This window comes from Pseudomonas sp. LPB0260 (assembly GCF_013388395.1).
Map to the genome: position 1 here is coordinate 5024176 of NZ_CP058247.1, position 23563 is coordinate 5047738.

The window sequence follows — 23563 nt, forward strand, 5'->3', positions numbered from 1 at the left end:
CCGTGCCTTTTGTTTTCCGGTCTGAGAAAATGCCCGCACTTTTCTACCGGACGCTGCCATGACTGCCCTGAAGAACGACCGCTTCCTTCGCGCCCTGCTCAAGCAACCCGTCGACGTCACCCCGGTGTGGATGATGCGTCAGGCCGGTCGCTACCTGCCCGAGTACCGCGCCAGCCGGGCCAAGGCCGGCGACTTCATGAGCCTGATGATGAACCCGGCGTTCGCCTGCGAGGTCACCCTGCAGCCGCTGGACCGTTACCCGCAACTGGACGCGGCGATTCTGTTCTCCGACATCCTCACCATCCCCCATGCCATGGGCCAGGGCCTGTACTTCGAGACCGGCGAGGGGCCGCGCTTCAAGAAGGTCATATCCACTGCCGCCGACATCGAGGCCCTGCCGATTCCCGACCCGGAGCAGGACCTCGGCTACGTGATGGACGCGGTGCGCACCATCCGCCGCGAGCTGAACGGCCGGGTACCACTGATCGGCTTCTCCGGCAGCCCCTGGACCCTGGCTACCTACATGGTCGAGGGCGGCTCCAGCAAGGACTTCCGCAAGTCCAAGGCGATGCTCTACGACAACCCGGAGGCCATGCACGCCCTGCTCGACAAGCTGGCGCAGTCGGTCACCAGCTACCTCAATGGCCAGATCAAGGCCGGCGCCCAGGCGGTGCAGATCTTCGACACCTGGGGCGGCAACCTGTCGTCGGCGGCCTACCAGGAGTTCTCCCTGGCCTATATGCAGAAGATCGTCGATGGGCTGATCCGCGAGCAGGACGGGCGCAAGGTGCCGGTGATCCTGTTTACCAAGAACGGCGGCCTGTGGCTGGAGTCCATCGCCGCCACCGGCGCCGATGCCCTGGGTCTGGACTGGAGCTGCGACATCGGTGAGGCGCGTCGCCGGGTCGGCGCTCAGGTGGCGTTGCAGGGCAACATGGACCCCACGGTGCTGTACGCCAAGCCGGCGGCCATCCGCGCCGAGGTGGCGCGCATCCTGGCCAGCTACGGTAAGGGCTCCGGCCATGTCTTCAACCTCGGCCACGGCATCACCCCGGAAGTCGACCCGGCCCACGCCGGCGCCTTCCTCGAGGCGGTGCACGAGTTGTCGGCGCAGTACCACGTATAGGCACTGGCCTAGTAGCGAGGCCTTGGGAAGATGCGGCCTCTCTATGGCGCTGCATGTTCAGGGCTGGCTGGGGCCGGGGCTACTCGGGCCCGCGCCTGCCGCTGCTCAAGGGCCAGTTCACTGCATAGGCAGGGTCAGCGGCGAGTACCTGCTGGCCCGTTGTTCGAGCTTGTCAGCTAGCTAGCTAGCGTCGCTCAGCGCACCGTCAACGCAAGCGCCCCTTCTGACGAGGGGGGCTTGCTTTCGGCCCTGCCAGCCGGCCTTAGTTGTACCGGTACTTTTGGTCGACCTTGCGCTTTTCCAGCGTGTACTGGGTGATGTCGATCTGCCCGGTCTGGAGCTTGCTGTCCAGTTCGCCCATCTCGCGCTCTTGCTGGCGATACAGGTGTGCTTTGGTGGCCTCGTAGTTGATTGACTGAGCTGCATCGTAGCCGCTGACCGGGTCCCATAGGATGGAAAGGGGCCAGAACAGCAGGTTCACTACGCCGAAGCCGTACTCGCGCCCATAGAAGGAGCCGCCACCTGGAAGAAGGCCGAGGGCGGCACCCAGGCCGGGTTCCTTCTCCTTCACCGCTTGGCCGCGAGCCTCGAAGTGTTTGAGTTCTGCTTTCTGGTGTGAATTAAGGCCGGTTGCACAACCCGAGCAAAGCACGATGAAGCCGGTGGCGAGCGCCAAGCGTTTGATGTTCATGAAAACTCCTTGCGTTTATCTTCTATCCAGCCGCCGCGATAGGCGGCGGCGAAGATTAGCATGGCTTGATGGCATTTGGCCTTGATCTCACAGACAGGCCACCGTCTGTGATGTCTAAGCGCTCTGGATGGCTGGACAAGAGTCGTGGTCGAAGCATGGCTGTAGGCTTTCGCTTCATGCTCAGTCAGTGGATGACCAAATGGCTCGCCCTTGTCACGCTCTTTGCATAGAATCCAGCCCCACTTAGGGCTCAGGGAGGTGTGCGATGCGGCGTGTGGTGTTCAATCAGAAGGGCGGGGTGGGCAAGTCCAGCATCGCCTGCAATCTGGCGGCGGTGAGCGCGGCGCAAGGCTATCGGACCTTGCTGGTGGACCTGGATGCCCAGGCCAACTCCACCCACTACCTGACCGGCCTGACCGGCGCCGAGATCCCCATGGGGATCGCCGAGTTCTTCAAGCAGACCCTGGCCAGCGGGCCGTTCGCCAAGAAGGGCCGGGTCGATATCTACGAGACGCCGTTCGACAACCTGCACGTGGTCACCGCGACCGCCGAGCTGGCCGATCTGCAGCCCAAGCTCGAGGCCAAACACAAGATCAACAAGCTGCGCAAACTGCTCGACGAGCTGGGCGAGGATTACGACCGGATCTACCTGGATACCCCGCCGGCCCTGAACTTCTACACGGTTTCCGCGCTGATCGCCGCCGATCGTTGCCTGATTCCCTTCGACTGCGACAGTTTCTCGCGCAACGCCCTGTATGGCCTGCTGCAGGAGATCGAGGAGCTGCGCGAGGACCATAACGAGGGATTGGAGGTCGAGGGCATCGTGGTCAACCAGTTTCAGCCGCGGGCCAGCCTGCCGCAGCAGCTGCTCGACGAGCTGATCAGCGAGGGCTTGCCGGTGCTGCCGGTGAACCTGATGAGTTCGGTGAAGATGCGCGAGTCACACCAGGCCTGCACGCCGCTGATCCATCTGGATGCGCGGCACAAGCTGACCCAGCAGTTTGTCGAGCTGCACGACCTGCTCAACGCCGCCGGCCAGTAGTCGTCAGGCAAGCAAAAAGGCGCCGTGAGGCGCCTTTTTGCTATGCGGGTTAACAGGCTGGCGCCCTAGCGGACGACGAAGATGTCGCAGGGGGCGCGGTGCAGGAAGTGTTGCGCCAGGCTGCCGAGCAGCGCCTGGGACAGGGCGCTGCGGCCATGGCTGCCGAGCACCAGCAGTTCGCTGCGGCGCGCCTTCAGCTGCTCCTGCAGGCTGCGCAGGATGCCGCCGTGGAGCACTTCGTGGCTGAGGCGCGGGCCCGGGCTGGGCAGGTTCAGCGCTTCGTCCTGCATCAGCTGGTCGATCAGCGCCTGCTGAATCTGCAACTGCGTCTCGACCTGCTGGGTGGTGCCCTTGTCCGGCTCGAACACGTGCACGGCATGCAGTTCGGCGCTGCTTGGCAGCAGGCGATAGGCCTGGCCCAGGGCGCTGCAGGCGCAGAGGGAAAAGTCGATGGCGGCGATGGCGCGCTGGTAGGGCTGGAAGTCGTTGCGCGCCACCAGCAGCAGCGGTACCGGGCAGCTGCGGGCGATGCGGTCCAGGCTGGTGCCGGAGAAGAAGTCGTGGCGCTGGTGGTGGGCGCCGAGCACCAGCAGGTCGCAGCCGAGCGCCTGCAGCTGCTGCAGCACCACCTCGGCGGGCTTGCCGCTGCACAGGAGCAGTTCGCTGCCGGGCGGTGCGTAGCGGGTCAGGCTGCGATCCAGTGCCTCTCGGGCCTGTTCCTGTTGCGGGCTGCTGTGGCTGGGGTCGAGGACGTGCAGCAGGGTCAGGCGGGCATCGTGCTGCCGGGCCAGTTGGCTGGCCCGGCACAGGGCCAGGTCGGCGGTGTCGCGCAGGTCGTGGGCGACGAGGATGTGGCTGAACATGGCAGAGCAATCTCCGGCCGAAGGGGGCTGCAATTTATTATCCATTCAGGCTTAGCCGGTGAATTGATCTATCGCAAGGTCAGGCGTCAGCGCGGCCGCAATTGACCGCGAGCTTGGCCGCAACGGTTCGCGGTCGCCCCTAGGCTGGCGCGGAGGGTGCGCGGTCCGTGCTGGCCTGTTGCTCAGATACCCTGGCCCTTGAGCCAGGCGAGCAGCTGGGCGAGGGGCAGGGCGCCGCTCTGCCGGGCCACTTCCTCACCGCCCTTGAACAGGATCAGGCTGGGAATCGAGCGGATGCCGAGCTGGCCGGCCAGTTGCCGGTTGGCTTCGCTGTCCAGCTTGCCCAGGCGCGCCTTGCCCTGAAGCTGCCTGGCGGCCTGGGCGAAGGTCGGGGCGAAGGCCTGGCAGGGGCCGCACCAGTCGGCCCAGACATCGACCAGCAGCGGCAGGTCACCCTTGAGCTGGCTGGCGAAGTTGGCCTGGGTCAGCTCCAGCGGCGTGCCCGGCAGCACGGCGCTCTTGCAGCGCCCGCAGACGGGGTGGTCGCCCAGGCGCTGGGCGGGAATGCGGTTGAGGCCATTGCAGGCGGGGCAGGGGATCAGCAGGCTGTCGGTCATGTGCGGCTCCGGATCGGGATAGACCTAATCTGGAGCCGCCGCGGCGAATATCAAGTCAACCGGCGGCCGCCAGGGCCTGATCGAGGTCGGCGAGGATGTCGTCGATATGCTCGATGCCGATCGACAGGCGCACCATGTCCCGCGGCACACCGGCCTTGGCCAGCTCCTCGTCGTTGAGCTGGCGGTGGGTGGTGGAGGCGGGATGGCAGGCCAGCGACTTGGCGTCGCCGATGTTCACCAGGCGCACCACCAGTTGCAGCGCGTCGATAAAGCGCGCCCCTGCCTCCTGGCCGCCCTTGATGCCGAAGGACAGAATCGAGGCCGGCTTGCCCTGCATGTAGCGCTGGGCCAATGCGTGCTCGGGATGGTCGGCCAGGCCGGCATACTGCACCCAGGCCACCTGTGGATGGGCCTTGAGGTGCTCGGCCACCTTCAGGGCGTTCTCGCAGTGCCGCTCCATGCGCAGGGCCAGGGTCTCCAGGCCCTGCAGGATGAGGAAGGCGTTGAACGGCGACAGCGCCGCGCCGGTGTTGCGCAGTGGCACCACCCGGCAGCGGCCGATGAACGCGGCCGGGCCGAAGGCTTCGGTGTAGGTGACGCCGTGGTAGGACGGGTCCGGGGTGTTGAGCAGCGGGAAGCGGTCCTTGTTGTCGGCCCAGGGAAACTTGCCGGAATCGACGACGATGCCGCCGATGCTGGTGCCGTGGCCGCCGATGTACTTGGTCAGCGAATGCACGACGATATCCGCGCCATGGTCGAAGGGGCGGCAGAGGATCGGCGTGGCCACGGTATTGTCGACGATCAGCGGCACGCCGTGACGGTGGGCGGCATCGGCCAGGGCCTGCAGGTCGACGACATTGCCCGCCGGGTTGCCGATGGATTCGCAGAACACCGCCTTGGTCCTGTCGTCGATCAGTGCCTCCAGGGCGGCGATGTCGTCGTGGGCGGCGAAGCGGGTCTGGATGCCAAAGCGCGGCAGGGTGTGGGCCAGCAGGTTGTAGGTGCCGCCGTACAGCTTGGCCACCGAGACGATGTTGTCGCCGGCCTCGGCGACGGTCTGGATGGCGTAGGTGATGGCCGCCATGCCCGAGGCCACGGCCAGGGCGCCGACGCCGCCCTCCAGGGCCGCGATGCGCTGCTCCAGCACGTCGTTGGTCGGGTTCATGATGCGGGTGTAGATGTTGCCGGCGACCTTCAGGTCGAACAGGTCGGCGCCGTGCTGGGTGTCGTCGAAGGCGTAGGAGCTGGTCTGGTAGATCGGTACCGCCACCGCCTTGGTGGTCGGGTCGGGGCTGTAGCCGGCGTGAATAGCCAGGGTTTCCAGTTTCATCGGGCGCTCCTTCAGGTAGATGGCAAGGAGCGCAGCATGGAGACAGTGTCCGGGCCCGGTCAACCTCTGTGGACGGGCCCGGGTATCGCCCGTCAGACCGGCGTCAGCGGCCAGAACAGCGGAATCACCACGGACGCCACGGCCCACAGCAGCAGGTTGAGGGGAATGCCGACCTTCATGAAGTCGGTGAAACGATAGCCGCCGGCGTTGTAGACGAAGGTGTTGGTCTGGTAGCCGATGGGCGTGGCGAAGCTGGCGCTGGCGGCGAACATCACCGCCACCACGAAGGCCCGCGGGTCGACGCCCAGGTGCTGGGCCAGGCCGATGGCGATCGGAGTGACCAGCACGGCCACCGCGTTGTTCGACAGCATCTCGGTGAGGATCGAGGTGAACAGGTAGATGAACGACAGCATCAGCAGCGGCCCGGCCCAGGGCAGCCAGCCCATGACGTTCTCCACCAGCAGCTTGACCAGGCCGACCTTGTCCATGGCGATGCTGATGGCCAGCATGCCGAAGATCAGGCTGAGGATCTTCCAGTCCACCGCCTTGTAGGCGTCCTCGACATCCAGGCAGCGGGTGGCCAGCACGGTCACCGCGCCGATGATCGCCAGGCCCTCGATGGGCATCAGGCCGAAGGCGGCCAGGACCATCACCGCCAGGGTGGCGATGATCGCGATCGGCGCCTTGTCGCGGCGGAAGGCGCGCTCCTGCACGGCGTTGAGGCTGATCAGCTCGCCGTTGTCGGCGAAGCGCTTGATCTGCGCCGGGGTGCCCTCGACCAGCATGACGTCGCCGAACTGCAGCTCGAAGTCATCGAGGTTGCCCTGGATGTTCTCGTCCTGGCGGTGCACGGCGAGCACGGCGATGCCGTAGCGCGCGGTCAGGTCGAGATCGCGCATCGGCCGGTGGCTGTAGCGCGAGTTACGCCCGACTATGGCCTCGGCGAGGATCACGTCGTGGCTGCTGATGGTTTCGAAGGCATCGCCGCGGTTGAACGACAGGTGGCCGCTCTCGCGCAGCTCGACCACGTTCTTCACCTGGCCGTGCAGCAGCAGGCGGTCTCCGCCGGCCAGCAGGGTGCCGTGGTCCGGCTCGGTGAGCTCCTGTTCCTCGCGAAACAGCTTGAGCACCTGCAGGCCACTGCCGCCGTTGAGGTTGGCTTCGGCCAGGGTCTTGCCCACCACCGGCGAGTCGTGCGGCACCAGCAGCTCGGTCATGAAGGTGCGCTCCAGGTCCGGGCGCAGCTGCTTGGACAGGGTCTCGCGCTCCGGCAGCAGGTGGCGGCCGATGGTCAGCAGGTAGAGCATGCCGACGGCGGCGAGGATCAGCCCGGCGCCGGTGATCTCGAAGATGCCGAAGGGCGCCAGGCCGGCCTTGCGCGCCACACCGTCGACCAAGATGTTGGTCGAGGTGCCGATCATCGTCAGGGTGCCGCCGAGGATGGTGGCGTAGGACAGCGGAATCAGCAGCTTGGACGGCAGGGTGCCGGCGCGGCGGGCCAGGGAGATGGCCACCGGGGTGAGGATAGCCACCACCGGGGTGTTGTTCAGGCAGGCGGAGATCACCAGGGCGGTGAGGGTCAGGCCGGTGAGCACGCGGACCGGATTGGTGCCGACCAGGTTGCCCAGCCAGTTGCCGAGGGCGTCGATGCAGCCGGTGCGCTCCAGCGCCGCGGACAGCACGAACATGCAGGCGATGGTCACCGGCGCCGAGTTGGACAGCACGCTGAGCACTTCCTTGGGCTCCAGCAGCTGGGTCACCAGCAGCGCGGCCACGGCAATCGCCGCGACCACGTCCGGGCTCCACTTCTCGCGGATGAAGGCAACCAGCACCCAGACCAGCAGAGCGCCGACGAACAGCAACGGCAGAGAGTCCCAGAACATCTTCGTCCTTAGCGTGCGAATCTCGTATGAGGGGGCAGGCTCACCGATGGGCGGCCGCGCAAGGTCGCCAAGATAGTGGCCTTTGCTTAGATAGTCTAAGAATGTTTGAGAAGGTTTATATGCCTTTTCTGCTGGCCCGATAAGGCTGTACCGCTCACCTGCCAAGTCGCTGTGCCTGTGCCTGTGGCTGGCGGCCGACTAGGCTCGGGGTTTCTGCACAGGGGAGGTGATATGGGGCTTCTAGGCATTCTGGGTGGCATGAGTTGGGAGTCGACGACCAGCTACTACCGCTTGCTCAACCAGGGCGTGCGCGAGCGCCTAGGCGGGCTGCATTCGGCGCCGCTGCTGCTGCACTCGGTGGACTTCGCGGCAATCGCCGCGCTGCAGCAACAGGGCGACTGGGCCGAGGCCGGGCGCCAGCTGGGCGTCGCCGCCCAGGGCCTGGAGCGTGCCGGGGCCGGCGCGCTGCTGCTGGCGACCAACACCATGCACAAGGTGGCGCCGGCCATCCAAGAGGTGCTCGACATCCCGTTGCTGCATATCGGCGATGCCGTCGGCCAGGCCCTGCAGGCGCAGGCGGTGCGCCGCGTGGCCTTGCTCGGCACGCGCTTCACCATGCAGGAGGACTTCTACCGCCAGCGCCTGGCCGAGCGTTTCGCCATCGAGGTGCTGGTGCCCGGCAGCGAGGCTATGGCCGAGATCGATCGGGTGATCTTCGCCGAACTCTGTCGCGGCGAGTTCCGGGCCCCGGCGCGGGCCTTCTACCTGGAATGCCTGGAGCAGCTGCGTGAGCAGGGCGCCGAGGCGGCGATACTCGGTTGCACCGAGATCGGCCTGCTGCTCGAGGGCGTGGCCGCGCCGCTGCCGTTGCTCGACAGTTGCGAGCGGCATGTGGCCATGGGCCTGGAGTGGCTGTTCGCGCAAGCTGACTGAGCCTGGTGCCTGGGCCCAATGCCGCGATAGCGGGATGGCCGGGTCAGAAGTTGGCCGCGTATTCGGCTTCTTCTGCGGGAAGGTACTTCAGGAATATCTTCTCGAGCGTGCCGTCGGCCTTCATGCCATCGATGATGGCCTGCATGTCATCACGGTCCTGCGCCGAAAAATGCACCTTGCTGAGTATCAGGTTGTGCAGGATCGGCGCCGGGTCTGGATCCCAGTCGTTGATCGTGAGGCGGGATGCCAGTCCGTGTTCCTCGAGCTCTTTGTCATAGAAGACCGGCAGGGCGATGATCATGTCGACCCTGTTGCCGGCCTTGAGCATCAGGAACAGGTTGCGAATACTCGGCACTTCGCGCACGCCGCCATGGGCGCGCACGCGCTCGATGATGCCGTCGAAGAACTCGCCGTGCCTGAAGCCCCTGACCACCGCGATTGTCGCGCGGGTGTCGTTCGCCAGGCTGTCGGCGCTTCGATACGCGGGGTTGCTGACCAGCGCCTTGTTGCGCTGCGCCAGGTAGGGAATGAAATAGGCGAACTGATCGCGCTCGGCATTCCTGATCCCGGAGACGCTCATGGGCAGTACGCCGTTCTGCAGGTCTTTCCATATTCTGACGCGCGGCTGCTCGACCAGCTTGAAGCGGTAGCCACCTCGGCGCTGCAGTTCAGTGATCACATCCATATCGATGCCGGCGCCGTTCGAATAGAGGTGCCCGGCCTCATAGAAAGCCACGGTGATGATCTTGTTCCTGAGCCCCGCCTCGTCGGCGTCGGCGGGGGACGCGAGCATGAGCGCCGCGCACGCGAACGCCTTGAGGCAGGCGCTGAAGCAGATTTCGGCTCTCATGCTCGACTGCCTTCCATTGGGTGGGAGGGGGCCTTCGCTGGCCGGTCGATGCAGCGTAGCCGAGATGTGCGTCGAACACGATCCGCCTGGAGTGGTCCAGGGACGTGCGTTCCGCGCCGGGAGTCGACTCACTCGAGGCGGGGTTTATGAGGAGCAGCTGATCGCCAGGTGCTTGCCCCATTCCGGCGGGCGCTCGGCGTAGCGTTCCATGCCGGGCTGTTCGTCGAAGGGCCGGCCGAGTACCGCGTGCAGTTCGCGCACCGGCCCGTAGTCGCCCTGCTCGGCGGCCTCGATGGCCTGCTGGGCCAGGTAGTTGCGCAGGATGTACTTGGGGTTGACCGCGTGCATGCGCGCGCGGCGCTGCTGCTGGTCGTCGCCGTCCCGGGTCGCACGCGCCTGGTAGTCGGCGGCCCAGGCGTCGAAGCCGGCCAGGTCGACGAAGTGCTCGCGCAGGCGCGCCAGGGCCTGTGCTGGCGCGCTGTCGCCCAGCTCGCGGAAGAAGTTGGTGTAGTCCACCGCGCTGCCCTGCATCAGTTGCAGCAGGCGCTGCACCAGGGCCTCGTCGCCTTCCTCGGCGCTGCGCAGGCCGAGGCGGCGGCGCATCAGGTCGAGGTAGTGGGCCTGGTACAGCGGCATGAACAACGCCAGGGCCTCGCGCAGGGCGTCGATTTCGACGAACGACGTCAGGGCCTGGCCGAGGGCGGCGAGGTTCCACTGGGCGATCGGCACCTGGTTGCTGAAGCTGTAGCGGCCGCTGTCGTCGGAGTGGTTGCAGATGTGCTTGGCGTCGAAGTCGTCGAGGAAGGCGTAGGGGCCGTAGTCGAAGGTGATGCCGAGGATCGACATGTTGTCGCTGTTCATCACCCCGTGGCAGAAACCGTAGGCCTGCCAGTGGGCGATCAGCGCGGCATTGCGCTCGACCACCTCGCGGAACATGGCCAGGTAGGGCTCGTCCTCGCTCAGGCAGCCGGGGAAATGGCAGTTCAGCACGTGTTCGCCGAGTTGCTTGAGCTGCTCCGGCTGGCGGCTGTAGTAGAAGTACTCGAAGTGGCCGAAGCGCACATGACTGCGCGCCAGGCGCAGGAGCATCGCGGCGCTTTCCTTCTTCTCGCGCCACACCGGGGTGCTCGAGGCGGTGACGCACAGGGCCCGCGAGGTGGGAATGCCGAGGGCGTGCAGGTGCTCGCTGGCGAGAAACTCGCGAATCGAGCTGCGCAGCACCGCGCGGCCGTCGCCCATGCGCGAGTAGGGCGTCTGGCCGGCGCCCTTGAGGTGCAGGTCCCAGTGCTCGCCGGCGTCGTTGAGCACCTCGCCGAGCAGCAGGCCGCGGCCATCGCCCAGACGTGGGTTGTACGCGCCGAACTGGTGCCCGGAATAGACCATGGCCCGTGGCTCGGCGTCGTTCCACAGTTTGTGCCCGGCGAACAGCTGGGCGAACTCCTCGCGCTCGGCCTCCGCCGGGTCGAGGTCGAGCAGGGCCATGGCCGCCGTGCTGGCCACCACCAGGCGCGGCTCGGCGATGGGCTCGGGCAGCACTTCGGTGGAAAACGCGTCGCCGAGGCGGGCGAAGCGATTATCGAAGGTCAGATCGGTGAGCGACTTCAAAACAACTCTCCAGCGCGGTGGGGTCAGGGGCTTAATTCCTGACCATACACCGCCGATTATTGCGGGTCGACTGCCGGCGCCGCCGGCTGTGGCTGGCCCAGGGGCTGCTGCACCAGGTTGGCCCGGCCGCTGCCGAGGTCGAGTTCCTGGCCCTCCAGGTTCTTCAGTGTCACCTCGACCTGGTTGAAGGCCATCTCCACCTTGTGTTCGCGGAAGCTCAGGGCGATGCGCGTGAGGATCTCGTCGGTGGAGGTGTTGCGGTCGCCCAGCTCGCGCACGTGGAAGCGCAGCTCATAGTCGAAGGTGCTGGCGCTGATGGTCAGGAAGAACAGCTGCGGCTCGGGGTCGCGCAGCACCCGCGGGTTCTCCAGCACGGCCTGCATCATCAGCTTGCGCGCCAGCGGCAGGTCGGTCTCGTAGGCCACGCCGATCTTGATGATCACCCGGGTCACGGTGTCGTTCAGCGACCAGTTGATCAGCTGGTCGGTGACGAAGGTCTTGTTCGGCACGATGATTTCTTTGCGGTCGAAATCGGTGATGGTGGTGGCGCGGATGCGGATGCGGCTGACCGTGCCGGACAGGTTGCCGATGGTCACCACGTCGCCGATGCGCACCGGGCGTTCGAACAGGATGATCAGGCCGGAGATGAAGTTGGCGAAGATCTCCTGCAGGCCGAAGCCCAGGCCCACCGACAGTGCCGCCACCAGCCACTGCAGCTTGTCCCAGCTGACCCCCAGGGTCGACAGGGTGACCACGAAGCCGATCCCCACTATCACGTAGGACAGCAGGGTGGTGGTGGCGTAGGCGCTGCCCTGGGCCAGGCGCATGCGCGACAGCACCAGCACCTCGAGCAGGCCCGGCAGGTTGCGCGCCAGGGCCACGGTGATGGCCACGATGACCAGGGCGCCGAGCAGGTCGCCGAGGCTGATGGGCACCATGCTGGCGTTGTCGCCGCTGCCGCTGGTGTATTCGTACAGGGTGATGTTGTCCAGGTAGGCGAATACCGACAGTAGGTCGGCCCAGACCCAGTAGAGGCCGGCGATGAACAGGCCGAGCAGGCTCAGGCGGATCAGCCGCAACGACTGCTGGTTGACCTGCTCGATGTCCAGGGTCGGTTCCTCGACCACCACTGCCTCGCTGCCATCGGCACCTTCCTTTGGCGGCGCCATGCGCTTGGCCATGGCGCGCTGATAGGCCAGGCGCCGCGCGGCCACCGCCAGGCCGCGGACGAAGGCGGCCTCGACTATGGTCCAGATGATCAGCAGGTACAGGGTGCTGATCAGCCGATCGCTGAGCTTCAGCGCGGTGTAGTAGTAGCCGAAGCCGACCGCGACGATCAGCGCCAGGGGCAGCAGGCTGAACAGCAGGCCGACCAGGGTGCGGAAGTTCGAGGGGTGTTCGCGGGCCGGGCCGCTGAGCAGCAGCTTGTTCAGCAGCCAGGCCATCAGGCCGAAGCAGGCCAGCACCACGGTGATGCCGATGACGTCTTCGGCCAGGCTCGCCGGCTGGTGCTCGGCCACGGCGACCACCGCCACCAGGGCCATCACCACCAGGCCCAGGTAACGCAGCTGCCGGTGCAGGAAGCTCACGTGGCGGCGTGGCCAGTGGAAGTGCAGTTCGGCCACGCCGCCCGGGGTGACGATGCGGTAGACCGTGTAGAACACCAGCCAAGCCAGGGCCATGCCGAACAGCGCCGAGCCCAGGTTGGCATTCTGGCCGCGGGCGTCGAGCTGCAGGGCCAGGCCGCAGAGGGCCAGGAACAGGGTGCCGGGCAGGGCCAGGAGGACGTTGAGGAGGATCGCCATCGGCGTGTGCAGCTGGCTGTCGTGCTTGAAGTGGCCGATGTCCTGGTGCAGCTCGCCGAGCTTGCGGTAGAGGAAGCCGCGCTTCCACAGCAGCAGGCCGATCAGCAGCAGCAGCGGCAGGAACAGCACCGGGCGCTCGATCAGGCCGGCGCCGAGGGCGCGCAGGTTGGCGCCCCAGGGCAGCTCGGCGATCTGCCGCTTGAGCAGGCCCGGGGCGCTGCTGAACCACTCGAGGTTGAGCGGCTTGTTGCTGGGGATCCAGAACATCTGTTCGTCGAGGGTGGCGCGCAGGGCCTGGGCGGTGCTCTGCAGCTGCTTCTGGTTGAGCTGCAGGGTGATCGACTCGTTGAGCAGCGCGTTGAGTTCGCGGTTGAGGCGGTCGAGCAGTTCTCGGCGGGTGTTGATCAGCTCGAGCAGGGCGTTGCGCAGCTCGGGGGTGACTTCATCTGGCGGCTGCTTGGCGAGCTGTTGCTCGACATAGGCGGTCGGATTGCTGAGGCGCTCGCGCTGCTGGTTCAGCTCGAACTGGTAGAGGCGCAGGTCGGCGATCTCGTTGGCCAGGCCGTTGTCCAGCTCGAGGGCGGGCAGTGCCTGTTTCTGCTGGTAGAGGATCTTCGCCAGCAGCAGGCTGCCTTGCAACACGCTGATCTGCTCTTCAAGAGCCTGGTCGCTCTGGTTGAGGCTGTCGAGCTTCTGCTTGGTCTGCAGGTTCAGCTGGGTCAGCTCGTTGAGCCGGTCGGTGGCGTTAAGCAGGTAGTCGGAGAGCTTCAGGTTGCGCGCGCTCTGGCTCGCCAGCAGCTTGTCGGAGCCGGCCTTCTCGGCCTCGCGGGACTGCTCGGCGACGGTCTTCTCCGATTGCGCGCGGCGCTTCTCGTTGACCAGGGTCTGCAGGTCGAGCAGCTCCTGCTCGGCGCGCTTGATGCGCTCTTCGAGCAGGTCGCGCTGGGCGTTGCCGAGGTCCTGCAGCAGGCTGTTGCCGGCCAGTTCCTGGCGGCGCAGCTGGGTCTTGGCGTTGAGCTGGCCCAACTCGACGCTGAGCAGGTCACGGCGCTCGGTGGTCAGCGGCTTGCCGCTTTCCTTGCCGCTTTTCAGTGCGTTGTTGATGTCCTGGGCGCGGGTCTGGTTGCTGCTGATTTCGGCCTGGGCGCGCTCGGGCCGGGTCTGGGCGGTGATGATCAGGCTGTTGGCCTCGCCCAACTGCTTCTGCCACTCGCCGAGTTGGCTGCTGCGCTCGGCCAGCAGCTGCTCGAGCTGCGGCACCGAGGCGCCGGCATGGCGCTGCGCCGCTGGCTGTGGCTGGCTGGCCTTGAGCTGGGCCAGCTCGCGTTGCGCCTCGGCGATCAGGCGCGGAGCCTGCTCGAGCTGCTTTTTGAGCTCATTCAGGCGCTTCTCGCTGTCGACCTGTTCGGTCAGCAGGCTCAGGGTCTTCTCGAACGTCTGCTTGAGCGCCAGTTGCTCGGCTTCCGGCAGCTTGCGTTCGGCGAGGTTGTCCAGGTTGCGCTTGACCTCGGCGATCTTCGACGAATCAGCGGCCTGGAGCAGGGGGGCGCCCAGGCAGAGCCCGAGCAGTGCGGCGGCAAACAGGGTACGGAAAAAGGGCATGGTCGCGATCGTGCGGCTCGAATGAAAGTGCTGAGTTTAGAGGAACAGGCCCGGCCCCGGGCGCGTGCCTTCGGGGAATCTGACGCCGACCTTGCGGATCTTGTTCCCCTCCATGGCGGCGACTGTCCAGGTCAGGCCCTGCCATTCGACCTGGTCGCCGATCACCGGTTCACCGCCGATCTCGTGGGCGATGAAGCGGCCCAGGGGTTGCGCGCCATTGAGGCCGGCCAGCTTCAGGCCGTAGAGCGCCGCCACCGCACTGAGCTCGGCATCGCCTTCCAGCACGAAGTCGCCGAAGAAACGCAGGTCCTGGCCCCGCGTCGGCGCCTGGCTGAACAGCTTGCCGAGGGCCGGCAGGTCGTGCTCGTGGCCGATCACGCAGAGCAGGTCGCCGGCCTCCAGGGTGGTGCTGCCGGACGGGTGGAGCAGCTCCAGGCCGCGAAACAGGGCGGCGATGCGCGTGCCGGGGGGCATCTTCAGTTCGCGCAGGGCGGCGCCGATGCACCATTTCTCGGCGCCGAGACAATAGATGAACAGCTCCCACTGGCTGGTCGGATGCACCTCCAGGCCGGCGCGCGACACCGGCGCCGGCTCCGGCGGCACGGTGACCCGCAGCCACTTGGCGACCCAGGGCAGGCTGGTGCCCTGCAGCAGCAGCGAGACCAGGACGATGAAGAAGGCCAGGTTGAAGAACAGCTGGGCGTTCTCCAGGCCGGCCATCAGCGGGAACACCGCGAGGATGATTGGCACCGCGCCGCGCAGGCCGACCCAGGCGATGAACAGCTTCTCGCGGTCGTGGAAGCCGCGGAACGGCAGCAGGCCGAGGAAGATCGACAGCGGCCGGGCGATCAGGATCATCCATAGCGCCAGGCCTAGGGCTGGCAGGGCGATGGGCAGCAGCTCGTGGGGGGTGACCAGCAGGCCGAGGACCAGGAACATGCCGATCTGGCTGAGCCAGGCCAGGCCGTCGAGCATGTGCAGGATGCCGTGGCGCGAGCGGATCGGCCGGTTGCCCAGCAGCAGGCCGCACAGGTAGATGGCGAGGAAGCCGCTGCCGCCCACGGCGTTGGTGATGGCGAAGATGATCAGCCCGCCGCTGACCACCAGCAGCGGATAGAGGCCATTGGCCAGGTGCATGCGGTTGACCAGGTTGAGCAGCAGCCAGCCGCCGCCCAGGCCCAGCACGCCGCCGAGGCCGAACTGCAGCAGCAGTTGCACGGGCATGTCCCAGCCGAAGCCGGTCTGGCCGCGCACCAGCATGGCGATCAGGGTCACGGTGAGGAACACCGCCATGGGGTCGTTGCTGCCGGACTCGATCTCCAGGGTGGCGCTGACCCGTTCGTTGAGGCCACGGCCGCCGAGCAGGCCGAACACCGCCGCGGCGTCGGTGGAGCCGACGATGGCGCCGATCAGCAGGCCTTCCATCAGGCTCAGGCCGAACAGCCAGGCGGCGGCGACGCCGGTCAGCCCGGCGGTGACCAGCACCCCGGCGGTGGCCAGCGACAAGGACGGCCACAGCGCCACGCGGAAACTCTTGACCCGGGTGCGCATGCCGCCGTCGAGGAGGATCACCGCCAGGGCCAGGTTGCCCACCAGATAGGCCAGGGAATAGTCGGCGAAGTTGATGCCGCCGGGCCCGTCGACCCCGGCGAGCATGCCGACGGCGAGGAAGATCACCAGGATGGGAATGCCGAAACGCGAACCGAAGGCGCTGACCAGGATGCTCATGGCCACCAGCAATGCACCGATCAGGAACAGGTTGTTGATGGCGCTGGCGTCCACGGGGCTGCTCCGGGTTATAAGGAGAGGGCGCCTTATGCATGGCGCGTGCCAGTGATTCTAACCCGCAGCTTCGCCGCGCTGTCAAAAAAACACCCCGCATTCGGCGGGGTGTTGGTAGCTGGCTGGCCTGCGGGCTAGAACCAGGCGTCCTGCATGACCAGTGTGCAGTCGTCGCGGGCCTCGAGCAGCGCCAGTTCGTGCTGGCAGCCGGGGACTTCCCAGGTCAGGAAGTAGCGTGCGGCCTGCAGCTTGCCGCGATAGAAGTCGGCATCGGCGGCATTGCCCCCGCCTTGCTGGAGCAGTGCCAGGCCCTGTTCGGCGCGAATCGCCTGCTCCAGCCAGCGCCAGCCGATCACCGTGTGGCCGAACACCTTGAGGTACAGGGCCGAATTGGCCAGGCCCTGGTTGACCCGGCCGGCCAGCAGGTCGCCGAGCAGGGCCAGGGTCACCCTGGACAGGCCCGCCAGCAACTGCTCCAGCGGCTGGCGCAGGGCGTTCAGGGAGGCGTACTCGGCGGCGCGCTGGCAGCCGTCCTGGATCAGCCTGAACAACTGCTTGAGCGCCGCGCCGTCGTTCATCGCCACCTTGCGCCCGAGCAGGTCGAGGGACTGGATGCCGTGGGTGCCCTCGTGGATCGGGTTGAGGCGGTTGTCGCGGTAGTACTGTTCCACCGGGTATTCGCGGGTGTAGCCGTGGCCGCCGAGGATCTGGATCGCCAGCTCGTTGGCCTTGAGGCAGAACTCCGAGGGCCAGGACTTGACGATCGGGGTGAGCAAGTCGAGCAGCTGCAGGGCGCGCTGGCGTTCTTCCTCGGTGTCCAGGGTCTGGGTGTCGTCGAACAGCCGCGCTGCATACAGGCCGAGGTCGAAGGCGCCCTCGACATAGGCCTTCTGGGTCAGCAGCATGCGCCGCACGTCGGCGTGCTCGATGATCGCCACCTGCGGGCTGGTCGGGTCCTTGCCGTCGGGCTGGCGGCCCTGGGGGCGCTGGCGGGCGTAGTCCAGAGAATACAGGTAGCCGGCGTAGCCGAGCATGGTGGCGCCCATGCCGACGCCGATGCGCGCCTCGTTCATCATCTGGAACATGTACGACAGGCCGTGGTGCGGCTGGCCCAGCAGGTAGCCGACGCACTCGCCGTGGTCGCCGAAGTTCAGCGCGGTGGAGGTGGTGCCGCGCCAGCCCATCTTGTGGAACAGCCCGGCCAGCAGCACGTCGTTGCGCGGGCCCAGGCTGCCGTCATCGGCGACCAGGAACTTCGGCACGATAAACAGGCTGATGCCCTTCACCCCGGGCGGTGCGTCCGGCAGCCGGGCCAGGACCATGTGCACGATGTTCTCGGAGATCGGCTGGTCGCCGCCGGAGATGAAGATCTTGTTGCCGCGGATGCGGTAGCTGCCGTCTGCCGCGGGTTCGGCCTTGGTGCGGATGTCCGACAGCGAGGAGCCGGCATGGGGCTCGGTCAGGGCCATGGTGCCGTAGAAGCGGCCCTCGATCATCGGCGTGAGGAAACGCGCCTTCTGCTCCGCGCTGCCGAAGCTCTCGATCAGATTGGCCGCGCCCATGGTCAGCATCGAATAGGAGCTGGTGGCGATATTGGCCGCCTGGAAGTGGGCGAAGCAGGCCTGGGACAGCAGGTTGGGCAACTGCATGCCGCCGACGTCGAAGTCGCGGGTGGCGTTGAGGAAGCCAGCGTCGATAAAGGCTTGCAGCGCCGGCTTGACTTCAGGGATCAGCTGCGCGGCGCCGTCGACGTACTGCGGTTCCTGTTCGTCGCCCTTGCGGTTGTGCGGGGCGAACAGGCGTTCGGCGATGTTGCGCGCGGTGTCGGTGGCCGCATCGAAGGTCTCGCGGCTGTGTTCGGCGAAGCGCTCGCGCTGGGTCAGGGCTTGGGCATCGAGCACTTCGTAGAGCTCGAAGGCCAGGTTGCGGGCGCTGAGCAGGGTCTCGGACATGGATCGGGCCTCCAATGGATGGGGCCGAGTCTAGGCAGCCGCCAAGCGGCTGCCCAGCACTATCGATGGGCGTGATACAGCCTCACATGGCCAGGCCCGCGGCCAGTTCGCGGGTCAGCTCGGCGGCGCCGATGGGGCGGCAGCCGGCGACGTTCTGCCCAGCCCACAGCGGCGAGAAGTCGCTGCTGCCCTGGGCCTCGGCCGCCGCGCGCAGCGGGGCGATGGCCGCGGTGGCCAGGGGGAAGGCCGGTGCCATGGGACTGAGCGGTCCCTGCTCGCGCATCAGGCGGTTGACGATGCCGCGTGCCGGGCGCCCGCTGAACAGGTTGGTCAGCATCGTGTGGCGCGCCGCCGGGCTCTGCAGGGCGGCGCGGTGCAGCGCGCTGGTGTTGGCCTCGGGGCACAGCAGGTAGGCGCTGCCGACCTGCACGCCGGCCGCGCCGAGGGCCATGGCGGCGGCCACCCCGCGGGCGTCGCCGATGCCGCCGGCGGCGATGACCGGCACCCTCAGCGCATCGACTAGCTGCGGCAGCAGGGCGAAGGTGCCGAGCTGGCGGCTGAGATCAAAGTCGAGGAAGTGACCACGATGGCCGCCGGCCTCCAGACCCTGAGCGATCACCGCATCGACGCCGCGCGCCTGCAGCCACAGCGCCTCGTCCAGGGTGGTGGCGCTGGAGAGGATCTTCGCCCCGCTGCGTCGCACTCGCTCCAGTAAGGACTCCGCCGGCAGACCGAAGTGAAAACTCACCACCGCCGGGCGAAACTCCTCGACCAGTGCCGCCGCCTCGTCGTTGAACGGCAGGCGGCCCGCCCCGCTGACGATGTTCGCCAGGTCGAGGCCCAGTTCCCGGTAGTAAGGCGCCAGGGCTTCGCGCCAGTTCGCCTCGCGTGCGGCATCCGGCTCGGGCGGTACATGGCTGAAGAAGTTCAGGTTGAACGGGCGTGCGCTCGAGGCGCGCATCGCTTCCAGCTCCAGGCGCAGGGCGGCCGGAGCGAGCATGGCGCAGGGGATCGAGCCGAGGCCGCCGGCCTGGCAGACCGCGGCGGCCAGGCGGTGATCCTGGGAGCCGGCCATGGGGGCCTGGATGATCGGGAGTTCGCTGCCGAGCAGTTCTTGCAGGTTCATGGAGGCCTCCTTGGCCAGGGCTGTGTGACCGCGCAAGCTTGCCACAATTGTGTGTCGGTTCGTCGCCGATGGCTGCTGGCGGTTACACTGCGGCCCAGTCCCGAGGGAGCCCCGATGAACTACCGTCACGCCTTTCACGCCGGCAATCACGCCGACGTGCTGAAACACCTGATCCTCTGTCGCCTGGTCGCCTTGCTGTCGCGCAAGGAGGCGCCCTTCGCCTACCTCGACAGCCACGCCGGCGTCGGCCTCTACGACCTGGCCGGCGACCAGGCCAGCCGTACCGGCGAGTGGCAGCAGGGCATCGCCCGCCTGTGGCAGGCCGACGACCTGCCCGACCCGCTGCTCGACTACCTCGAGGTGGTTCGTGCCATGAATCCGGATGGCGTACTGCGTCACTACCCCGGCTCGCCGGAGCTGGTGCGCCTGCTCAGCCGCGAACAGGACCGCCTGCAGCTCAACGAGAAGCACCCCGAAGACGGCCGCCTGCTCAAGGAGAACATGGCCGGCGACCGCCGCGTGGCCGTGCACCTGGGCGAAGGCTGGCATGTGCCGCGCGCCTTGCTGCCGACCCGGGAGAAACGCGCGCTGCTGCTGATCGATCCGCCCTTCGAGAAGGCCGATGAGCTGGAACGCTGCGTGCAGTCGCTGAACGAGGCCATCGGCCGCATGCGCCAGACGGTGGTGGCGATCTGGTACCCGATCAAGGCCCTGGAGCAGCTCAGGCGCTTCTACCGCGACCTGGAGAAGAGCGCGGCGCCCAAGCTGCTACGGGTCGAGCTCTACGTGCAGCCGACTGACGAGGCCCAGCGCCTGAACGGCTCCGGCCTGGTGATCAGCAACCCGCCCTGGGGCCTGGAGGAAGAGCTCAAGCAGCTGCTGCCCTGGCTGGCCGAGCGCCTGGCCCAGGGCCAGGGCGGCTGGCGCCTGGACTGGCTGATCGGGGAGAAGGCGCCGGGCTGAGCCGCGAGCGCCGTCACATCAGGCCGGCAGGCACACCCCGGTGCCGCCGAGGCCGCAGTAGCCGCCGGGGTTCTTCGCCAGGTACTGCTGGTGGTAGGCCTCGGCGTAGTAGAAGGGCGGCGCCTCGGCGATCTCGGTGGTGATGGCGCCGAGCCCGGCCTTGTCCAGCTCGGCCTGGAAGGCGGCCTGGCTGGCCAGGGCGGCGGCCAGCTGCTCGGGGCCATGGCAGTAGATCGCCGAGCGGTACTGGCTGCCGACGTCGTTGCCTTGGCGCATGCCCTGGGTCGGGTTGTGCGCCTCCCAGAACACCTTGAGCAGGGCCTCGAAACTGGTCAGTTGCGGGTCGAACACCACTAGCACCACTTCCGCGTGGCCGGTCAGGCCCGAGCAGGTTTCCTCGTAGGTCGGGTTCGGCGTGTGGCCGCCGGCATAGCCGACCGCGGTGCTCCACACCCCCGGCTGCTGCCAGAAGCGTCGTTCCGCCCCCCAGAAGCAGCCGAGGCCGAAGACCGCCTGCTGCAGGCCGGCGGGAAAGGGCGGCTGCAGCGGGTTGCCGTTGACATAGTGGGCCGGGGGCACCGGCAGCGGCGTGGCGCGGCCGGGCAGGGCCTGCTCGGCGCTGGGCAGCTCGAGTTTGTGGGCGAGTATTTGCGAACGCAGAACCATGGGTCGTGTCCTCGGCGAAGAGTGTGTGTGCAGATAGACCGCGCAGCGGGCGCGGCGTTACAGGTCATTCAGCCCGGCGGGCGGCAGGGGTAGCGCTTCAGGCTGTCGATCAGTTCGCGCCCGGCGATCGGCCGGTCGAACAGGTAGCCCTGGCCGATGTCGCACTGCTGGCGGCGCAGGAAGCCGAGCTGGGCGGCGCTCTCGATGCCTTCGGCGACCACCTTGAGCTTGAGGTTGTGGGCCATGGCGATCACCGCCGAGGTGATCTCCATGTCGTCCTGGTTGTCCGGGATGTCGTTGATGAAGCTGCGATCGATTTTGATCACGTCGATGGGGAATTTCTTCAGGTAGCTCAGCGACGAATAGCCGGTGCCGAAATCGTCCATCGCCAGCGTCAGGCCCAGGCTCTTCAGGTGCCGCAGCTGCTCGCGGGTGTTGTCGGTGGCCTCCAGCAGCAGGCTTTCGGTCAGTTCCAGCTCCAGCAGCGAAGCGGGCAGCTGCTCCTCGTGCAGGATCGCTTCGATCGAGCCGACCAGATCGGGGTCGGAGAACTGCTTGGGCGACAGGTTGATCGCCACCTGCAGGCTGCCGAGGCCGACCGCGGTCATTTCCTTGCTCATGCGGCAGGCCTGGCGCAGCACCCACTTGCCGATGGGGATGATCAGGCCGTTCTCCTCGGCCACGCTGATGAACTGGTCCGGACGGATCATGCCCTTCTCCGGATGGTGCCAGCGCAGCAGGGCCTCCAGGCCGAGCAGCTGGCCGGTCTTCAGGCACAGCTTGGGCTGGTAGAAGACTTCCAGTTCGTTCTGGGTCAGGGCGCGGCGCAGGTTGCTCTCGACGAACAGCTTGTAGTCGGCCTCGGCGTTCAGCGCCTCGGTGAACACCTGGAGCTGGTGCTTGCCGTTGGCCTTGGCCTTGTGCAGGGCCAGGCCGGCGTGCTTCATCAGGGTCTGCGGGTCCTGGCCATGCTGCGGCGCGCAGGCCAGGCCCACCGAGCCGGTGACGCTGATCAGCTGGTTGTCGACGAACAGCGGCTTGTCCATGGTCTGCAGGATCTGCTGGGCGATGCGCTGGCCGTCCTCGAGCGCGTGGTCCTCCAGCAGGATGGCGAACTCGTTGCTGGCGAAGCGCGCCAGCACGCCGCTGGGGTTGAGGCTGTTGCGCAGGCGCCGGGCCAGGCTGCTGAGCAGCTTGTCGCCGGTCTGGTGGCCGAGGCTGTCGTTGATCCGCTTGAAGTTGTCGATGTCCACCAGCAGCAGGTTGATCGGCTTGCCGTCGGCCTTGGCGAAGCGATCCTCCAACGCGCGGATGAAGGCGTAGCGGTTGCCCAGGCCGGTGAGGTTGTCGCTGAAGGCCAGGCGCTCGATGCGCTGCTGCGCGTGCTTGGTTTCGGTGATGTCTTCGTAGATGCCGATGTAGTGGGTCAGGCTGCCGTCGTCGGCGTGCACCTTGGAGATCGACAGCTGGCTCCAGTAGGGCTCGAAGTTCTTGCGTCGGCTCTTGAACTCGCCCTGCCAGCTGTTGTGCTCGGACAGCCCGGTGCCGGCGTCGAACAGCAGGTCGTTGAGGGCTTCCAGGGCCGGCAGCTCGGACAGGCGGCGGCCCTGGACCTCGTCGGCGCTGTACTGGGTGATGGCGGTGAAGCTCGGGTTGACGTACTCCACCAGGCCGTCCCGGTCGAGCAGGATGAAGGCGCTGGCGCTTTGCTCCACCGCGCGCTGGAACAGGTGCAGGGCGCCGGCGGTGCGCCGCCGCTGGTGGCTGCCGATGACCTGGGCGTAGTGCTCGGCGAGTTCACTGGCGAAGGCGACCTCGTCGGCCTGCCAGGCGCGCGGCCCGCCGACATGCTCGAGGCAGAGCACGCCGACTACCTCGCCGTCGACGCGGATGCTGGCATCGAGCATGGCGCCGATGCCCATGGGGCGCAGGTAGTGCTCGGCCATTTCACGGGTGCGCGGGTCGGTCAGGGCGTCCTGGACGTCGATCGCCCGGCCGCTGTGCAGGGCATGCAGGTAGACCGGGTACTGGCCGGCGTCCATGCTGGCGCCCGGCTCGTGCAGGTCGATGTCGCGGCGGTACAGGGTCACCGGCTCGAGGGTCGCGCCCTGCAGGTTCCAGATGCCGGCCCGCGCCACCCCGTAGGCCTCGCAGGCCGCCCGGGTAATCAGCTCAGCGGCTTCGCGCCGAGGATCGCCGGCGCTGTAGCGCTGAAGCGTCAGGTGCTGGAGCAGCGCCTGTTGGGTGCGCGTGCGAACCTGTTCCAGCGCCTCGGCGATCGGCTCCGGCGACAGCCGATGCCGCTCGCGATGTTCCGCTTGCGCCAGGCCGTCGAGATACGGCTGCGGTGTTTCGGCGGGTGTCGGTGGCTCAGCGACCAGCAGGTAGCCGCGCAACAGGTGGCGGTTGCGCTGCCTGAACGGCTCGCCCAGTTCGGTGAGCCTGAGGGCGCCGCGGGGCGTGTGCAGGGTGTAGTGCACCAGGTAGCGCGCGTCCCGCGCGAGCTGCTGCTGGATCGCTTCGTGCTGGCGATGGCGTGCCACGGGCTCCATCAGGCTGGCGTAGGGGGCGTCGATCAGCGAGCACAGCTCGCTGGCGGGAAGGCCGAGCCGCTGCTCGCACTCCGGATCGAGAAAAAGCAGGGTCCAGCTGGCTTCGTTCAGCCGCTCGAAGCGCAGCATGCCGAGCCGCGAAGGCACTGGCAACTGCGTCACAACCTCGGCCGCC

The 23563-nt window shown here is 67.2% G+C and carries 16 protein-coding genes and 1 pseudogene; 4 read left to right on the top strand and 13 right to left on the bottom strand.

Translation table 11 applies throughout. The annotated features are described in order from the left end of the window. The first annotated feature begins 58 nt into the window (after positions 1 to 58). Complete coding sequence (hemE, locus tag LPB260_RS22470; RefSeq protein WP_208708075.1) at positions 59 to 1126, top strand: uroporphyrinogen decarboxylase; 1068 nt, start codon at positions 59 to 61, stop codon at positions 1124 to 1126. 262 nt (positions 1127 to 1388) lie between these two features. Here hemE and LPB260_RS22475 read toward each other — a convergent pair whose 3' ends face one another. Continuing rightward, a complete protein-coding gene (locus tag LPB260_RS22475) occupies positions 1389 to 1817 on the bottom strand; it encodes a hypothetical protein (protein ID WP_208708076.1) in 429 nt (142 codons plus the stop codon). Between the two features lie 265 nt (positions 1818 to 2082). On the opposite strand from LPB260_RS22475, the gene LPB260_RS22480 reads away from it, so the two are divergent. Next, positions 2083 to 2859: a ParA family protein gene (locus LPB260_RS22480; protein WP_208708077.1), complete on the top strand. Its 777-nt coding sequence runs from the start codon at positions 2083 to 2085 to the stop codon at positions 2857 to 2859. 65 nt (positions 2860 to 2924) lie between these two features. Here the strand turns inward: LPB260_RS22480 and LPB260_RS22485 are convergent, their stop codons facing one another. From LPB260_RS22485 to LPB260_RS22500, 4 genes are all read right to left on the bottom strand, one after another. Beyond that, positions 2925 to 3722 (bottom strand): universal stress protein, encoded by a 798-nt coding sequence (locus tag LPB260_RS22485; RefSeq protein ID WP_208708078.1) that lies wholly within the window; start codon positions 3720 to 3722, stop codon positions 2925 to 2927. 182 nt (positions 3723 to 3904) lie between these two features. Next, a complete protein-coding gene (gene trxC, locus LPB260_RS22490; RefSeq protein WP_208708079.1) occupies positions 3905 to 4339 on the bottom strand; it encodes a thioredoxin TrxC in 435 nt (144 codons plus the stop codon). A gap of 55 nt (positions 4340 to 4394) precedes the next feature. Then, positions 4395 to 5669, bottom strand: a complete 1275-nt coding sequence (locus LPB260_RS22495) for a bifunctional O-acetylhomoserine aminocarboxypropyltransferase/cysteine synthase (protein ID WP_208708080.1) — start codon at positions 5667 to 5669, stop codon at positions 4395 to 4397. A 92-nt stretch (positions 5670 to 5761) separates the two neighbouring features. After that, positions 5762 to 7552 (bottom strand): SLC13 family permease, encoded by a 1791-nt coding sequence (locus LPB260_RS22500; protein WP_208708081.1) that lies wholly within the window; start codon positions 7550 to 7552, stop codon positions 5762 to 5764. 231 nt (positions 7553 to 7783) lie between these two features. On the opposite strand from LPB260_RS22500, the gene LPB260_RS22505 reads away from it, so the two are divergent. After that, positions 7784 to 8485 (top strand): aspartate/glutamate racemase family protein, encoded by a 702-nt coding sequence (locus LPB260_RS22505; protein ID WP_208708082.1) that lies wholly within the window; start codon positions 7784 to 7786, stop codon positions 8483 to 8485. 43 nt (positions 8486 to 8528) lie between these two features. On the opposite strand, the gene LPB260_RS22510 is transcribed toward LPB260_RS22505, so the two are convergent. The 6 genes from LPB260_RS22510 to LPB260_RS22535 all read right to left on the bottom strand — a co-directional run bounded on the left by LPB260_RS22510 (position 8529) and on the right by LPB260_RS22535 (position 19207). Next, entirely contained in the window at positions 8529 to 9335 is an 807-nt protein-coding gene (locus tag LPB260_RS22510) for an ABC transporter substrate-binding protein (protein WP_208708083.1), read from the bottom strand. Positions 9336 to 9479: 144 nt separating this feature from the next. Next, a complete protein-coding gene (gene selO, locus LPB260_RS22515) occupies positions 9480 to 10940 on the bottom strand; it encodes a protein adenylyltransferase SelO (RefSeq protein WP_208708084.1) in 1461 nt (486 codons plus the stop codon). Between the two features lie 56 nt (positions 10941 to 10996). Next, complete coding sequence (gene mscK / locus LPB260_RS22520; protein ID WP_208708085.1) at positions 10997 to 14347, bottom strand: mechanosensitive channel MscK; 3351 nt, start codon at positions 14345 to 14347, stop codon at positions 10997 to 10999. A 36-nt stretch (positions 14348 to 14383) separates the two neighbouring features. Further along, a complete protein-coding gene (locus LPB260_RS22525; RefSeq protein WP_208708086.1) occupies positions 14384 to 16129 on the bottom strand; it encodes a potassium/proton antiporter in 1746 nt (581 codons plus the stop codon). Between the two features lie 134 nt (positions 16130 to 16263). Next, positions 16264 to 18081 carry an acyl-CoA dehydrogenase gene (locus LPB260_RS22530; protein ID WP_208708087.1) on the bottom strand — a complete coding sequence of 606 codons (1818 nt, stop codon included), beginning with the start codon at positions 18079 to 18081 and terminating at the stop codon, positions 16264 to 16266. A gap of 82 nt (positions 18082 to 18163) precedes the next feature. Continuing rightward, positions 18164 to 19207 carry a nitronate monooxygenase family protein gene (locus tag LPB260_RS22535; RefSeq protein WP_208708088.1) on the bottom strand — a complete coding sequence of 348 codons (1044 nt, stop codon included), beginning with the start codon at positions 19205 to 19207 and terminating at the stop codon, positions 18164 to 18166. Between the two features lie 114 nt (positions 19208 to 19321). On the opposite strand from LPB260_RS22535, the gene LPB260_RS22540 reads away from it, so the two are divergent. Next, positions 19322 to 20170, top strand: coding sequence for a 23S rRNA (adenine(2030)-N(6))-methyltransferase RlmJ (locus LPB260_RS22540; protein ID WP_208708089.1), 849 nt, complete (start codon positions 19322 to 19324; stop codon positions 20168 to 20170). Between the two features lie 18 nt (positions 20171 to 20188). Here LPB260_RS22540 and msrA read toward each other — a convergent pair whose 3' ends face one another. Next, complete coding sequence (gene msrA, locus LPB260_RS22545; RefSeq protein ID WP_208708090.1) at positions 20189 to 20836, bottom strand: peptide-methionine (S)-S-oxide reductase MsrA; 648 nt, start codon at positions 20834 to 20836, stop codon at positions 20189 to 20191. A gap of 68 nt (positions 20837 to 20904) precedes the next feature. Further along, positions 20905 to 23091 (bottom strand): annotated as a pseudogene (locus tag LPB260_RS22550) (putative bifunctional diguanylate cyclase/phosphodiesterase); the annotation flags it as partial. Positions 23092 to 23563 lie beyond the last annotated feature (472 nt).

Coding starts and splice junctions, on each gene's coding strand:
- LPB260_RS22480 (WP_208708077.1), top strand. CDS start 2,083: ATGCGGCGTGTGGTGTTCAATCAGAAGGGCGGGGTGGGCAAGTCCAGC.
- LPB260_RS22485 (WP_208708078.1), bottom strand. CDS start 3,722: ATGTTCAGCCACATCCTCGTCGCCCACGACCTGCGCGACACCGCCGAC.
- LPB260_RS22510 (WP_208708083.1), bottom strand. CDS start 9,335: ATGAGAGCCGAAATCTGCTTCAGCGCCTGCCTCAAGGCGTTCGCGTGC.
- mscK (WP_208708085.1), bottom strand. CDS start 14,347: ATGCCCTTTTTCCGTACCCTGTTTGCCGCCGCACTGCTCGGGCTCTGC.
- hemE (WP_208708075.1), top strand. CDS start 59: ATGACTGCCCTGAAGAACGACCGCTTCCTTCGCGCCCTGCTCAAGCAA.
- LPB260_RS22495 (WP_208708080.1), bottom strand. CDS start 5,669: ATGAAACTGGAAACCCTGGCTATTCACGCCGGCTACAGCCCCGACCCG.
- LPB260_RS22500 (WP_208708081.1), bottom strand. CDS start 7,552: ATGTTCTGGGACTCTCTGCCGTTGCTGTTCGTCGGCGCTCTGCTGGTC.
- LPB260_RS22540 (WP_208708089.1), top strand. CDS start 19,322: ATGAACTACCGTCACGCCTTTCACGCCGGCAATCACGCCGACGTGCTG.
- LPB260_RS22475 (WP_208708076.1), bottom strand. CDS start 1,817: ATGAACATCAAACGCTTGGCGCTCGCCACCGGCTTCATCGTGCTTTGC.
- msrA (WP_208708090.1), bottom strand. CDS start 20,836: ATGGTTCTGCGTTCGCAAATACTCGCCCACAAACTCGAGCTGCCCAGC.
- trxC (WP_208708079.1), bottom strand. CDS start 4,339: ATGACCGACAGCCTGCTGATCCCCTGCCCCGCCTGCAATGGCCTCAAC.
- LPB260_RS22505 (WP_208708082.1), top strand. CDS start 7,784: ATGGGGCTTCTAGGCATTCTGGGTGGCATGAGTTGGGAGTCGACGACC.
- LPB260_RS22530 (WP_208708087.1), bottom strand. CDS start 18,081: ATGTCCGAGACCCTGCTCAGCGCCCGCAACCTGGCCTTCGAGCTCTAC.
- LPB260_RS22535 (WP_208708088.1), bottom strand. CDS start 19,207: ATGAACCTGCAAGAACTGCTCGGCAGCGAACTCCCGATCATCCAGGCC.